Origin of the sequence: Streptomyces sp. NBRC 110028 (assembly GCF_001417735.1) — a bacterium.
In the GTDB taxonomy this organism is placed as follows: domain Bacteria; phylum Actinomycetota; class Actinomycetes; order Streptomycetales; family Streptomycetaceae; genus Streptomyces.
This window is the reverse complement of sequence record NZ_BBUZ01000043.1, coordinates 41,169-54,955: the sequence shown is the minus strand read 5'-3', so window position 1 is coordinate 54,955 and position 13,787 is coordinate 41,169. Positions and strand designations below refer to the sequence as shown.

The following is a 13,787-nucleotide window of genomic DNA, read 5'->3' as shown; positions in this document are numbered from 1 at the left end:
GCGCGTTTGCCCCGGGGGGCGAGCAGAACCGTACGAAGTAGTAGCCGCAGACTCCCCCAGGCCGGAGCCTGGGAGGTGCCCCCCTCTCGCAGGGACCGAGGAGGAAACCGAGGCAATGGGCGAGCGAAGCGTGCACATCATCACCATCACGGCCGGGGCGGGTGGTGGACGATGAGTTCCCTCCTGCTGCTGACCAACGCACTGCAGCCCTCGACGGAGGTGCTCCCCGCTCTCGGCCTGCTGCTGCACAGCGTGCGGGTCGCCCCGGCGGAGGGCCCGGCCCTGGTGGACACCCCCGGTGCCGACGTCATCCTGATCGACGGCCGCCGTGATCTGCCGCAGGTGCGCAGCCTGTGCCAGCTGCTGCGGTCGACCGGCCCCGGCTGTCCGCTGGTCCTGGTGGTGACCGAGGGCGGGCTCGCCGCCGTCACCGCCGACTGGGGCATCGACGACGTGCTGCTGGACACCGCGGGCCCGGCCGAGGTCGAGGCCCGGCTGCGGCTGGCCATGGGCCGCCAGCAGATCACCACGGACGACAGCCCGATGGAGATCCGCAACGGCGATCTGTCGGTGGACGAGGCCACCTACAGCGCCAAGCTGAAGGGGCGGGTGCTCGACCTCACCTTCAAGGAGTTCGAGCTGCTGAAGTACCTCGCCCAGCACCCCGGCCGGGTCTTCACCCGGGCGCAGCTGCTGCAGGAGGTCTGGGGCTACGACTACTTCGGCGGTACGCGCACGGTCGACGTGCACGTACGGCGGCTGCGGGCCAAGCTGGGCCCGGAGCACGAGTCGCTGATCGGGACCGTCCGTAACGTCGGCTACCGCTTCGTCACCCCGGAGAAGGTCGAGCGGGCCGAGCGGGCCGCCGCGGAGGACCGCGCCCGGACGGCGTCCCGGGAGACCGGACCCGCGTCCCGGGAGGCCACCGGCTCAGGTCCGTCCGGTCCGTCCGGAGGCGGTGCGCGGTCCGCCGGCGAAGCGGGGCCCGCACGACCGGTCAAGACCTAGCTGGACCCGCGTAGAATTCGCGCGTGGCCAAGGTGACGCGGGATGATGTGGCAAGGCTGGCGGGGACCTCGACCGCGGTCGTCAGTTACGTCATCAACGACGGACCCCGGCCGGTCGCCCCGGCCACGCGCGAGCGGGTACTCGCCGCGATCAAGGAGCTGGGCTACCGGCCCGACCGGGTCGCCCAGGCGATGGCGAGCCGGCGGACCGACCTCATAGGGCTGATCGTGCCGGACGCCCGCCAGCCGTTCTTCGCCGAGATGGCGCACGCCGTCGAACAGGCCGCCGCCGAGCGCGGCAAGATGGTGCTGGTCGGCAACTCCGACTACCTGGACGAGCGCGAGGTGCACTATCTGCGCGCCTTCCTGGGGATGCGGGTGTCCGGGCTGATCCTCATCAGCCAGGGCCCCAGCGAGAACGCCGCCGCCGAGATCGAGGCGTGGGACGCCCGGGTGGTGCTGCTGCACGAGCGGCCCGAGGCGATCGACGACGTGGCCGTGGTGCTGGACGACGTCGGCGGAGCCCAGCTCGCGGTGCGCCATCTGCTGGAGCACGGCCACCCCTATGTGGCCTGCCTCGGCGGCACCGAGATAACCCCGACCGTCGGCGACCCGGTGACCGACCACGTCGAGGGGTGGCGCCGGGCGATGCGGGAGGCCGGGCGGTCCACGGAGGGGCGGCTGTTCCAGGCCCCGTACAACCGGTACGACGCCTACCAGGTGGCCCTCGGCCTGCTGGCCGGCCCCGACCGGCCCCCGGCGATCTTCTGCGCCACCGACGACCAGGCGTTCGGGGTGCTGCGGGCGGCGCGTGAGCTGCGCATCGACGTCCCCGGGGAGCTGGCGGTCGCGGGCTTCGACGACGTCAAGGAGGCGGGGCTGACCGATCCGCCGCTGACCACGGTCGGCTCCGACCGGCCCGCGATGGCGCGCGCCGCGGTCGACCTGGTGCTGGAGGACGGGCCTCGGCTGGCGGTCTCGCGCCGGGAGCGGATGCGGCAGTTCCCCTCCGCGCTGGTGGTGCGGCGCTCCTGCGGCTGTTCGTAGCGCCGGCACCGGGCTTCCTTATACCGGGCATACCGACTTCTGCCCTGCTTCTCAGCAGGTCCTCAGCCTGTTCTCATACTTCCGCCGCACAGTCATAGACATGACCGACAGCCCACGCCGTAGCGGCGACCACGAGCCCTTTCCCTACGCGTTCGGCGGCGCGGCGGCCTACCCGCCGCCGCCCACCCATGAGCCGCGGACGCCGGTGACCACCCCGTCCGGGGTCACCGTGTGGCCGGGCGGCGGAACCGGCGACCCGGGCGGCCCCGATGGCCCCGGCGGCCCCGGTGGCGGGGACACCGCGGCGATACCGCACCCCGGTGGCGGTGGTGGCCGCCGCAGGCGGCGGCTCTCCCGGCCGGCCGGGCTCATCGCCGCCGTGGCGGTGGTCTCGGCGCTGGTGGGCGGCGGTACGGCGACCCTGGTCGGCCAGGTGGCGGACCGGGGGGACACGACCGTCTCGACCCCGGTGGTCAACGCGGGCTCCAGCAGCGCCGGCAGCGGCGTGTCCGCCGTGGCGGCCGCCGTGAGCCCCAGCATCGTGGAGATCAGCGCGACGTCCGCCCAGGGCGAGTCCACCGGCTCCGGCGTGATCGTCACCAGCGGCGGCGAGATCATCACCAACAACCACGTGGTCTCCGGCGCCGATTCGATCAAGGTGAGGTTCAGCGACGGCAGCACCAAGAGCGCGTCGGTCGTCGGCACCGACAGCGGCAAGGACCTGGCCCTGATCAAGGTGCGGGGCGGACACGGCCTCAAGGCCGCGTCCCTCGGCGACTCCAGCCAGGTCAAGGTCGGCGACCAGGTCGTGGCCATCGGCTCGCCCGAGGGGCTGACCGGCACCGTGACCAGCGGCATCGTCTCCGCGCTCGACCGCGACGTCACCGTCTCCACCGACGAGGGCCAGGGGCAGCAGCAGGACGGCGGCGGCCAGTGGCCCTTCGAGTTCGGCGGCGGCCGCTACAACGGCGACGTCGGCCGGTCGACGACCACGTACAAGGCCATCCAGACCGACGCCTCGCTCAACCCCGGCAACTCCGGCGGCGCGCTGATCAACATGAAGGGCCAGGTCATCGGGATCAACTCCGCCATGTACGCCCCGGCCTCCGGCCAGAGCAGCAGCACGGGCAGCATCGGGCTCGGCTTCTCGATCCCGGTCGACACCGTCAAGTCCGACCTCTCCGCCCTGCGCGACGGCGGCAGCGGCGGCACCGGCAACAGCTGAGCCGCCCCGGCAGCGGCCGGCCGTGCGAGGCTGACAGCATCGCTCCCCGCCCCGCCCACCGTTTAAGGAAACCGATCCATGAGCCCCGCCGACCACGGCGATCAGCCCGCCCGCATCCTGATCGTCGACGACGAGCCGGCCGTCCGCGAGGCGCTGCGGCGCAGCCTCGCCTTCGAGGGCTACGCGACCGGCACCGCCGTCGACGGAGTGGACGCCCTGGAGAAGGCCGGTACGTACGACCCGGAGCTGATCGTGCTCGACGTGCTGATGCCCCGCATGGACGGGCTCACCGCCGCCCGGCGGCTGCGCGCCACCGGCGTGACCGTGCCCATCCTGATGCTCACCGCACGCGACACGGTCGGCGACCGGGTCACCGGCCTCGACGCGGGCGCGGACGACTACCTCGTCAAGCCGTTCGAGCTGGACGAGCTGCTGGCCCGCATCCGCGCCCTGCTGCGCCGCAGCTCGTACGCGGCCGCGGCGGGCGCGCCGGTCGCCGACGACGACACGATGTCCTTCGGCGACCTGCGGATGGACCTGGCGACGCGCGAGGTCACCCGGGGCGGGCGGCGCGTGGAGCTGACCCGCACCGAGTTCACCCTGCTGGAGATGTTCCTCGCGCATCCGCGCCAGGTCCTCACCCGCGAACAGATCCTGAAGGCCGTATGGGGCTTCGACTTCGAGCCGTCGTCCAACTCGCTCGACGTGTACGTGATGTACCTGCGCCGCAAGACCGAGGCGGCCGGGGAGCCGCGGCTCGTCCACACGGTGCGCGGCGTGGGGTACGTCCTGCGGTCGGCGGAGGGCGAGCCGTCGTGAGGTTCCGCGGGCTCCCGCTGCGTTCGCGGCTGGCCCTGCTGACCGCGGTGGCGGTGGCGGTCGCGGTCGCGGCGTCGGCGTTCGCGTGCTGGCTGATCGTGCGCGAACAGCTCAGCGCCCAGCTCGACTCGTCGCTGCGCAACGTCAAGGTCGACGAGCGCAACGTGGTGAGCATCCTCGACGCGTGCCAGAACCCCGACGGCGCCGACGGCCACACCCCGCGCGCCCTCGGCTCGTACTCCGTGCAGATCGTCCTGCCCGACGGCAACCGCTGCCCCCAGCCCGGGGCGACGGAGCTGCCGGTCAGCGCCGACGACGTGGCGGTCGCCACCGGACAGCGGCCGGCCGCGCTGCACGACGCGACCGCCGCGGACGGCCGCGGCATGCGCGTCTTCACCTACCGGCCCTCCGGCGGCCCCGACAGCCCGCTGCCGCGCGGTATCGCCGTCTCCATGGCCCGCCCGCTCAGCGAGATCCAGGACCCCCTGAACACGCTCGCGCTCGTCCTCGCCCTCGTCGCCGGTATCGGCGTCGTCGGCGCCGGGGCGGCCGGGCTGTGGATCGCCCGGACCGGGCTGAAACCGGTGGACCGGCTGACCCACGCCGTGGAGCACGTGGCCCGCACCGAGGACCTGGCCGTCCGCATCCCCGCCGAGGGCGACGACGAGATCGCCCGGCTGTCCCGCTCGTTCAACGCCATGACCGCCGCCCTCGCCTCCTCCCGCGACCGCCAGCAGCAGCTGATCGCCGACGCGGGCCACGAGCTGCGCACCCCGCTCACCTCGCTGCGCACCAACGTCGAACTCCTCGCCCGCAGCGACGAGACCGGCCGCGCCCTGCCGCCGGAGGACCGCAAGGCGCTCATGAGCAGCGTCAAGGCGCAGATGACCGAACTGGCGGCGCTCATCGGCGATCTGCAGGAGCTGTCCCGCCCGGACGCGCTGCCCGGCAGCGGGCCGCTCCAGGTGGTCGCGCTGCACGAGATCGCGGACACCGCCCTGCGGCGGGCCCGGCTGCGGGGTACCGGGCTGACCCTCGACGCCTCGATCGAGCCCTGGTACGTACGCGGCGAGGCCGCCGCCCTGGAACGGGCCCTGGTCAACCTCCTCGACAACGCCGTGAAGTTCAGCCCTTCGGGTGGTGTCATCGACGTCGCGCTCAGAGCGGGCGAGTTGACGGTGCGGGACCATGGCCCCGGCATTCCCGACGATGAACTCCCGCACGTCTTCGAGCGGTTCTGGCGTTCCCCGTCCGCCCGCAGCCTGCCCGGCTCCGGGCTCGGGCTGTCGATCGTGGCCCGTACCGTCCAGAGCTGCGGCGGCCAGGTGGGCCTGCGGCCCGCGCCCGGCGGCGGCACCGTCGCCTGGCTCCGCCTCCCCGGCGCCCCCACCGCCCCGCCCGAACTCGGTCCCTGACGTTCTCGGCCCTCCGTGGCCCTCCGCCGCCCTCCGCGGGCCCTTCTCAGCCCGCGGACATGCCGGACCCAGCGGACGCACAGCAACGGGCATCAGGTTTACGCCCATGCGCGAGACTTCCCGGATCCTGGTCGTGGACGACGAGCCCTCGGTACGCGAAGCCACCGGCAGAGCCCTGCGGTTCGAGGGCTACGAGGTCGACTCGGCGGAGGACGGCCCGGCGGCGTTGCGCCGCGTCGATGAGGAGCCGCCCGACCTGGTGCTGCTCGACGTGATGATGCCCGGCCTGGACGGGCTGGCCGTCGCCCGCCGCCTCCGGGCCTCCGGCCGCACCGTACCGATCATGATGGTCACCGGGCGGGGCTCCGTGGGCGACCGCATCGTCGGCCTCGACAACGGCGCCGACGACTACCTCGTCAAGCCCTACGCGGTGGAGGAACTGCTGGCCCGCGTCCGCGCCCTGCTGCGCCGCGGCCGCACCGCCCCGTCCGCTCCGCCCGCCGCTGTGCCCTCTCCCTGGCGGGCCCCGGCGCGCCCGGAGCCGGGCGCGCGACTGGCCTTCGAGGACATGACCCTGGACACCCTCACCCGCCAGGTCACCCGCTCCGGCCGCCGCCTGGACCTCACCCGAACCGAATTCGCCCTGCTGAAGCTCTTCCTGTCCCGCCCCCGCCAGGTCCTCAGCCGCGCCGCGATCCTCCGCGACGTCTGGGGCTTCGACTTCGAGCCGTCGTCCAACACGCTGGACGTGTACGTGATGTACCTGCGCCGCAAGACGGAGGCGGGCGGCGAGCCGCGCGTGGTCCACACGGTGCGGGGCGTGGGGTACATGCTGCGCGCGGACTAGTGCCGCGTCAGTCAGGGTTTGCCCGGTAGCGAGGCGTCCTGGTGCGGTCAGATGCAAGGCGCCGGATCGGCCTCGTAGTGGGCCTACTCGGTCGATTCGGCAACGCCGCAGATGGCCGTGCCAGGGCGGCGAGCGGGGTGAACCTTGGCTGACGCGGCACTAGGGACGCCGGCGCCCGTCAGAGGGACGGGCCGAGATGGGCCGTGGGGTGGGAGCCGGTGTCGGCCGGGGAGCCGTTCTGGGAGCCGTGGAGGCGGGCGTAGACGCCGCCTCGGGCGAGCAGTTCGTGGTGGGTGCCGGTCTCCACCAGGCGGCCGTGGTCGAGGACCAGGACGCGGTCGGCGTCCGGGGCCAGGTTGAGGTCGTGGGTGATCATGATCGTCGTACGGCCCGCCATCAGCCGCCGCAGCGGCCGCACCACGCGCCGTGCGGCCAGCGCGTCGAGGCCGGTGGTGGGCTCGTCCAGGACCAGTACCGGCGCGTTGCGCAGCATCGCCCGCGCGATCGCGATCCGTTGCAGCTGACCGCCGGAGAGCTGGGCCGTATGCGGGTCGATCCGGGTGTCGTAGCCCTGCGGCAGGGCGCGGATGAAGTCGTCCGCGGCCGCGTCCCGCGCGGCCCGGACGATGTCGTGGCCGCTCGCCCCGGGGCGCCCGCACGCGATGTTCTCGCGGATCGTGTCGTGCAGGATCAGCGTCTCCTGCGGCAGCAGGGTCACGTGCTCGCGCAGGAAGCCGAGCGGCAGGGCGCGCAGCGGCACGCCGTCCAGCCGTACGTAGCCCTCGTCCGGGTCGTAGAAGCGCAGCAGCAGCTTGGAGACGGTCGACTTGCCCGCCCCGCTCGCCCCCGTGATCAGCACGAACTCACCCGGCCGCGCGGTCAGCGACACCCCGGCCAGGGTCGGCCGTTCGGCGCCCGGGTACCGGAAGCCGACCCGGTCGAACTCCACCGTGCCGTGCACCCGCCACGGCGCGACGGCCGCGCCCGGCGCGGGGTCGCGTACGGCCGGTTCGGCGTCCAGGACCTCCAGCAGCCGTTCGGCGCCCGCGGTCGCGGCGGTGAGGGTCAGGCCCAGCTGTCCGAGGTTGCGGACCGGCGGGTAGAGGTAGCCGAGGAAGGCGGCGAAGGCGAGCATCTGGCCGATCGTCATCCGGTCCTGGGAGATCTCCCAGGCACCGAGTCCGATGACGGCGAGCACGCACAGCGTCTCGATGACCTCCACCAGCTGCTCGTACAGCTCGCTCATCCGCGCCCCGGACACCGAGGCCCGCATCCACGCCGACGCCTCACGCCGCAGCCGGTCCTCCTCGGCGGCCTTGCGGTTGTAGGCCTGGGTGAGCACGACGTGTCCAAGGGACTCCTCGACCACCGAGGTGATGGCGCCGTCGGCGACCCGCTCCTCCCGGGCGACCGACTTGACGCGGCCGGAGAAGCGCCGGGCGGCCAGCCAGAACAGCGGCGCGAGGACGAAGGTGGCCAGCGCCAGGTCCCAGCGCAGGGTGAGGGCGGCGACGGAGAAGAAGACGGTGCTGAAGATCGCCGATACGGTGCCCACCGCCCCGGACACCACCATCTGCTCGATGGCGTCGATGTCCCCGGTGAGCCGTTCCAGCAGATCGCCCTGGCGGTGGCGGGCGAAGAAGTGCGGCGGCAGATCCTGGACGTGCCCGAAGACCCGGGCCCGCAACCGCATCACGAAGCGCTCGGCGGTCCAGACGGCGAGCGAGTTACCGGCGTAGCCGACGCCCGCGCCGAGGACGGCGACCGCGAGCCACTGCGCCGCGGGGCTCCAGAACGCGCCGAGCGACCCCTGCCGCAGGGCGTTGTCGGTGAGGTCGGAGAAGAGCAGGATCGCGGCGGTCTCGGCGAGCGCCGCGGCGATCACACAGACGCAGATCAGCACGATCCAGCGGCGGTCGCCCTTGGTGAGCGGCCAGAACCGGCGGAACGCCAGCCGCGCCGGAAGCTGCGGAGTGGCCTGCTCCGCCTCCTCGCCGTCCGCCGTCGCGGAGACGGGTACGGGGGCGTGGGCGGGGGCGGGGACGGAGAGGGGGGCGGGGACGTACGCGTACTCCTCGGGCAGCGGCTGCACCGCCCGCTGGTGGCGGCCGTACGGGCGGGGCCGCCCGGGAAGCCGGTGCCGGCCGCTGCCGGTGACGGGATCGGTCACGACCATGCGCAGCCGCATGGTGGCCTGGTCGTCGTACGGGGGTGGTGGTGAGGTCATGGAGGTCTCCCGGGTCCGGAAACGGCCGAGGCGGGCCCGTGGCGCGATTGCCACGGGCCCGCCTTCAGGGGGTGGTTCAGCCGCCGATGGGGCGACGGGGCTGCTTCTTGTGCGGGGGCTTCGGGGCGCCCGGCTTCGGGTGGTGCTTCTTGCCCGGCTCGGGCTTGCGGGCGGGCTTGACCGGGGCGATCTTCTTGAAGCTCATGATGTTTTCCTCTCGGGAATTCTCGGTTTCCTGTGCCGATGCCATTCGGCCCTCTTTTCTGGGCCGTTCGGCTTCGACACGGAAAACATTAGGAACGCTTTCCGTGGACCAGTTCGGACTCGACTGTGTGTTTGCCCAGAACCGTCTGACGGATTTCTCAGGCGATCGCCGGAACCGCCGCGCGGCCGGGTGCGTCCATGACGAAGGGGCCGGTGGCATGTCGCCACCGGCCCCTTCGACGGGTCACCTCGCCAGGGGAATTACGGCCTCTTGCCGAATCCCATCTTGGTGCCGGTCAGATCGGCCACGATCCCGTCCGGTTCCACACCGATGTTCTGAATCTTGATGCCCTTGGCCTTCTCCGGAAGCTGGAAGGAGAGCGACAGCTTCTCCGACAACTCCGGCAGCTTGTACTTGGTCAGCGCGGCGGCCACGGTCGGATCGATGCCGAGCTTCTTGACCAGCTCCGGGTGCTCGTTCGTCACGTCGACGAGGTTGACCTTCGTCAGCGCGGGCACGAACTCCGGCGACCCGGTGATCTTGTCCAGCTGCCGGTCGTCGGTCCGCGCCCGGCCGGCCGGTTCGGGAGCGATCCCCAGCCGCTCCGCCACCGACGGCACCTGAAGCAGCGCCCTCGCCTTCGCGGTGTCCTCGCTGATCTGCTTGGCCGCCTTGGGGTGCAGCCGCAGCCCGGCGTCCTTGCCCGGCCGGTAGGTGGCGATCCCGGGAATGTCCAGCCGCATGTCCGTCACCTCGGTGGAGATCCCCCGGTCTCCCTGGCGCTGGATGTGGGCCATCGCGTGCAGCGACACGTTCTGCCCGGCGACCGGCAGCTTGCCGTCCGCGCGCACCGAGTTGGGGCCGTACGCCCGGAACCGCACCTGGGAGGCGCCCAGTTCCCGGTCCAGGTCCTCGAAGGCCAGCAGGACGTTGCCCTTCATGCGCTCCACCACGGCGCCCTTGATCGAGGTGGGCAGGTCGGCGTTCAGCCGGATGCCCTCGGCCTGGACGTTCACCTTGGCGAGCGAGACCCGGTCGGCCGCCACGTCGGGCACGGCCACGTCGACCTTCTCCAGCTTCTTGTCCAGCACCTGGGTGAGGAACGGGAAGCCGTGGATGGTCACGTTGGGGGCGGTGGCCAGCTTGAGCTTCTTCTGCAGCGCGGCCTCCGCCTTGCGCTCCACGTACATCACGGCGCACCGGTCGGCCAGCACCGCCAGCGCAGCGAGCACCAGCACGCCGATGACCAGCTTCACGGTGAGCGGCACCGCCTTGAAGCGCCCGCGCCCGCGCCGCCGGCCGCGCCGGGAGCGGCCGTGGTCGGGCGGAGACCACGGCTCGCCGCCGTCTCCGCCCGGGCCGCCGCCCCCGCCGCCGAGGTCGGAGGTGTCGTCGTCGTCCGGCTTCATCCCGAGGCCGAGCGGGTCCTCCGGGTCGTACGGGTCGGCCAGCTCGGCGAGTTCCTCGTACGGGTTGCTGTACGGGACGGGGTGCACGTCGCGGTGCGCGTCGTCGCGTACGCCGTCGTCGTGCGCGTCGCCGGGGCGCTTCCGCGCGTCATCGCGACCCGAGTCGTTGTGGGAATTCTGGGGACGAGGTGAAGATATGCGTGTGGGGGATCGCATCGGTCAATACCACCACGCCACACTGCTCCGCCCGCAAGTCCTAGCGGCGATACGTGGCGAACGGCACGCTCACGCGGCGTCCGCCGCCGTACCGTTCGCCCGTCGTCCCCCGCCCCGTTCACCGCCCGCCGCGCGAAACCGCCCGTGCCTCGGTGACGGTGACGGCCCGTCCGTTCATCTGCTGTCCATCCAGCTGGGCCATGGCCTTCTCGGCCTCCATGTCCGCCATCTCCACGAATCCGAACCCCCGTGAGCGCCCGGTGTCCCGGTCGGTGATGACGGTCGCGTCCATCACCTCGCCGAACTGCCCGAACAGCTTCTCCAGGTCCTCCTTCGTGGTCTGGTAGCTCAGATTGCCCACATGCAGCCGCTTCGACATGACCCGCTCTCCTGCCTGATCCGGGACGCCGTCAAGGTGGCGCCAATCGGGTCAATCGTCGCAGCGAGGTGGAAAGCGGGCCATCGCGCTTGGGCCGAACCGGTTACCCGCCCGGGCTCAGTGCAGGGTCTGGAGCTGTTCGGTGGCGAAGGGGACGAGCGCCCCGGTGTCCCCGGTGAGGACCTTCCGGGCCCACTCCGGGTCGGCGATCAGGGCGCGGCCGATCGCGATGAGGTCGAACTCGTCCCGCTCCATCCGGTCCAGCAGCTTCTCGATGCCCGCCACCCCGCTCCGAGCGGCCCCGCCCTCGAACATCGCGGGGTCGAACTCCTTGTCCAGGCCGACGGATCCGACGCTGATGGTGGCCTTGCCGGTGAGCTTCTTCGTCCAGCCCGCGAGGTTGAGGTCGGAGTCCTCGAACTCCGGTACCCAGTACCGGCGGGTGGAGGAGTGGAAGGCGTCCACCCCGGCCTCCGCGAGCGGGGCGAGGATCGCCTCCAGCTCCTGCGGGGTCCCGGCGAGCCGCGCGTCGTAGTGGAACGCCTTCCACTGCGAGGTGCGCAGGACTACGGGGAAGCCGGCGGAGACGGCCTTCCGGCACGCGGCCACGATCTCGGCGGCGAACCGGGCACGGGCGACCGGATCGCCGCCGTAGCCGTCGGTGCGGCGGTTGGTGCGCTCCCACAGGAACTGGTCGATCAGATAGCCGTGGGCGCCGTGGAGTTCGATGCCGTCGAAGCCGGTGCGCTCGGCGGCGGCCGCGGCCTCGGCGAAGGCGGCGATCACGGCGTCCAGGTCGTCCTGGGTCATGGCCCGGCCGGCCGGGCCGCCGTCCAGGCCGATGCCCGACGGGCCGACCGTCGGGGCGTCCGGGACCGGGCCCGAGCCCTCGGCGCGGGTCGCCCCCACGTGCCAGAGTTGCGGCATGATCCGGCCGCCCGCGCGGTGCACCTCGTCCACCACGTCCTTCCAGCCCGCCAGCGCGTCCTCCCCGTGGAAGCGCGGCACCCGGTCGTTGTCCCCCGCCGAGGGGTGACCGACGTACGTCCCCTCGGTGATGATCAACCCGACTCCACCGGCCGCCCGGCGCGCGTAGTACTGCGCCACATCGGCGCCGGGGACGCCGTCCGGCGAGAACGCTCGCGTCATCGGCGCCATCGCGATCCGGTTCGGCACGGTGAGCCCGCCCAGGGTGAACGGGCGGGACAGGGTCTGAGCCGCGCGGTCGGCGGCGGTGCTGTTGGCAGACACGTGAATGCTCCTCGAAGCAGGACCTTTTGGTTCGCGGAGCTAAGCTAAAACCTGACGTTGACGTCAGGGGCAAATATCGCAGGGAGGAGCCGCGGGTGCGCATCGGTGAACTCGCCGCCAAGGCAGGCGTGAGCGTACGGGCACTGCGCTACTACGAGGAACAGGGCCTGCTCCACTCGAAGCGCAGCGCCAGCGGTCAGCGGCACTACCCGGACAGCGCGGTCGGCCGCGTCCGCCTGATCCGGCAGATGTTCGCGGCGGGCCTGCCGAGCCGGACGATCGTGCAGCTCATGCCGTGCGTCGACACGGGAGCGGCGACCCCGGAGATGATGGAACTGCTGCTGGCCGAGCGCGAACGCATCGAGCGCCAGATCGGCGCCCTGGCCGAGGCCCGCGACCGGCTCGACGCCGTCATCACCAACACGAAGATCCACGCCTGCGCGCCCGGGTAGTCACCAGGCCCGAGCAGTCACAAAGGGAGTGCCCGGTCCTCCACGACCGCCTTCATGACCAGGGCCGAGCCGAGCGGCTGCACACCGGGGAGCGTGGCCGGCCGTTCGTCGTACGGCCGCTGGAAGGCGGACAGTTCGCGGGTGACGACGCGCGGCAGGTGACCGGGGTCGCCGAACAGCCGCTGCGTCCGTCGGCGTCCTGGCCCGCACCGTGCCGAGGCCCCGGCCGTCGGCGGTCCGCGCGGTCACCCGGGCCTCCGGTGTCCTGGTGATCGTCTGTCCTGGTGATCGTCATCGGTGGGTTCCTGCTGGTGGAACGCCTGGCCTGATGCCGCGGCCGCGCGCCGTACGCCTATGGTTGTATCCGTCAACGACCGCCGAGGAGGGACCCGTTGGACAGCTACTTCGAGCGCACCGACGCACACCGCTACAAGCCCACCGGCCACGTCGGCGGTGCGTGGGCCACCGACGAACAGCACTTCAGCCCGCTCGGCGGCCTCATCGTCCACGCCATCGACCGCCACCTGGCCGGGCGCCGTCCGGACGCCTCCGGCATGGTGCTGAGCCGCATCAGCTTCGACATCCTCGGACGCCTCGCCCTCGAGGAGTGCGAGATCCGGGTGGAGACCATCCGGCCCGGCCGCACCATCGAACTCATCGAAGCCACCGTGCTCATAGCGGACCGCGCGGTGGTCCGGGCCCGCGCCTGGCTCCTGACCACCCTGGACACCACCGCGGTCGCGGGCGGCGGCGCCGACCGCCTCACCCCGCCCGACGCGCTCGCGCCCTGGGCCATGTCCAGCGTCTGGCCCGGCGGTTACATCGCCTCCCTGGACACCCGCCCGGTCACCCCGCCGCAGCCGGGCCGCGCCACCGTCTGGCTCTCCACCGGGCTGGACCTCGTCGCCGGGGAGCCGGCGAGCCCGCTGGCGTCCTACGTCGCCCTCGTCGACACCGCCAACGGCATCGCCGTCCGCCAGCCGCCCACCGCCTGGATGTTCCCCAACGTCGACCTGACCATCCACCTCCACCGCCGGCCCGAGGGCCGCTGGACGGGTCTGGACACCACGGTCGCCTTCGGCGCCACCGGCCAGGGCATCACCAGCACCGTCCTGCACGACCTGAGCGGCCCGGTGGGCCACGCCCAGCAGATCCTCACGGTCCGGCCGCAGCCGGGCGAAGCGCCTTGACCATCACCCGTTGCCCGGTCGCGCCGTCGCGCGCCTCGGGGGCCGGCCCACACCGATCGCAGCTCCCGCACCCCGCCCTCCCCGGGCACCCCGCCCGC

Annotated in this window: 13 protein-coding genes; 8 read left to right on the top strand and 5 right to left on the bottom strand. The window is 72.6% G+C overall.

Annotated elements, in window-relative coordinates:
- Positions 1-171: 171 nt before the first annotated feature.
- The 6 genes from ASC60_RS32505 (at position 172) to ASC60_RS32480 (ending at position 6,360) form a co-directional block, all read left to right on the top strand.
- On the top strand, positions 172-1,008 hold the full coding sequence (locus ASC60_RS32505) for a response regulator transcription factor (protein ID WP_055557275.1): 837 nt from the start codon (positions 172-174) through the stop codon (positions 1,006-1,008).
- A gap of 23 nt (positions 1,009-1,031) precedes the next feature.
- On the top strand, positions 1,032-2,054 hold the full coding sequence (locus ASC60_RS32500; RefSeq protein ID WP_055557274.1) for a LacI family DNA-binding transcriptional regulator: 1,023 nt from the start codon (positions 1,032-1,034) through the stop codon (positions 2,052-2,054).
- A 100-nt stretch (positions 2,055-2,154) separates the two neighbouring features.
- Positions 2,155-3,279 carry a S1C family serine protease gene (locus ASC60_RS32495; RefSeq protein WP_055557273.1) on the top strand — a complete coding sequence of 375 codons (1,125 nt, stop codon included), beginning with the start codon at positions 2,155-2,157 and terminating at the stop codon, positions 3,277-3,279.
- A gap of 78 nt (positions 3,280-3,357) precedes the next feature.
- Positions 3,358-4,098, top strand: coding sequence for a response regulator transcription factor (locus ASC60_RS32490; RefSeq protein ID WP_055557272.1), 741 nt, complete (start codon positions 3,358-3,360; stop codon positions 4,096-4,098).
- Positions 4,095-5,513, top strand: coding sequence for a cell wall metabolism sensor histidine kinase WalK (locus tag ASC60_RS32485; protein ID WP_055557271.1), 1,419 nt, complete (start codon positions 4,095-4,097; stop codon positions 5,511-5,513). Before ASC60_RS32490 ends, ASC60_RS32485 begins: the two co-directional genes overlap by 4 nt.
- 106 nt (positions 5,514-5,619) lie before the next feature.
- The gene (locus ASC60_RS32480) at positions 5,620-6,360 is read left to right on the top strand and encodes a response regulator transcription factor (RefSeq protein ID WP_055557270.1); all 741 of its coding nucleotides are present in this window, start codon (positions 5,620-5,622) and stop codon (positions 6,358-6,360) included.
- A gap of 178 nt (positions 6,361-6,538) precedes the next feature.
- Here the strand turns inward: ASC60_RS32480 and ASC60_RS32475 are convergent, their stop codons facing one another.
- The 5 genes from ASC60_RS32475 to ASC60_RS32460 form a co-directional block, all read right to left on the bottom strand.
- Entirely contained in the window at positions 6,539-8,587 is a 2,049-nt protein-coding gene (locus tag ASC60_RS32475) for an ABC transporter ATP-binding protein (RefSeq protein WP_107097230.1), read from the bottom strand.
- Positions 8,588-8,663: 76 nt separating this feature from the next.
- Positions 8,664-8,792, bottom strand: a complete 129-nt coding sequence (locus ASC60_RS43830; RefSeq protein ID WP_267892844.1) for a hypothetical protein — start codon at positions 8,790-8,792, stop codon at positions 8,664-8,666.
- Between the two features lie 260 nt (positions 8,793-9,052).
- The gene (locus tag ASC60_RS32470) at positions 9,053-10,417 is read right to left on the bottom strand and encodes a DUF2993 domain-containing protein (RefSeq protein WP_063787255.1); all 1,365 of its coding nucleotides are present in this window, start codon (positions 10,415-10,417) and stop codon (positions 9,053-9,055) included.
- Between the two features lie 118 nt (positions 10,418-10,535).
- The gene (locus ASC60_RS32465) at positions 10,536-10,796 is read right to left on the bottom strand and encodes an RNA-binding protein (RefSeq protein ID WP_055557269.1); all 261 of its coding nucleotides are present in this window, start codon (positions 10,794-10,796) and stop codon (positions 10,536-10,538) included.
- 117 nt (positions 10,797-10,913) lie between these two features.
- Positions 10,914-12,047, bottom strand: a complete 1,134-nt coding sequence (locus tag ASC60_RS32460; protein ID WP_055557268.1) for an NADH:flavin oxidoreductase — start codon at positions 12,045-12,047, stop codon at positions 10,914-10,916.
- 95 nt (positions 12,048-12,142) lie between these two features.
- Here ASC60_RS32460 and ASC60_RS32455 point away from each other — a divergent pair, with 95 nt between their 5' ends.
- Positions 12,143-12,499: a MerR family transcriptional regulator gene (locus tag ASC60_RS32455; protein WP_055557267.1), complete on the top strand. Its 357-nt coding sequence runs from the start codon at positions 12,143-12,145 to the stop codon at positions 12,497-12,499.
- Between the two features lie 392 nt (positions 12,500-12,891).
- Positions 12,892-13,689, top strand: coding sequence for a thioesterase family protein (locus tag ASC60_RS32450; RefSeq protein WP_234357228.1), 798 nt, complete (start codon positions 12,892-12,894; stop codon positions 13,687-13,689).
- Positions 13,690-13,787: the final 98 nt, after the last annotated feature.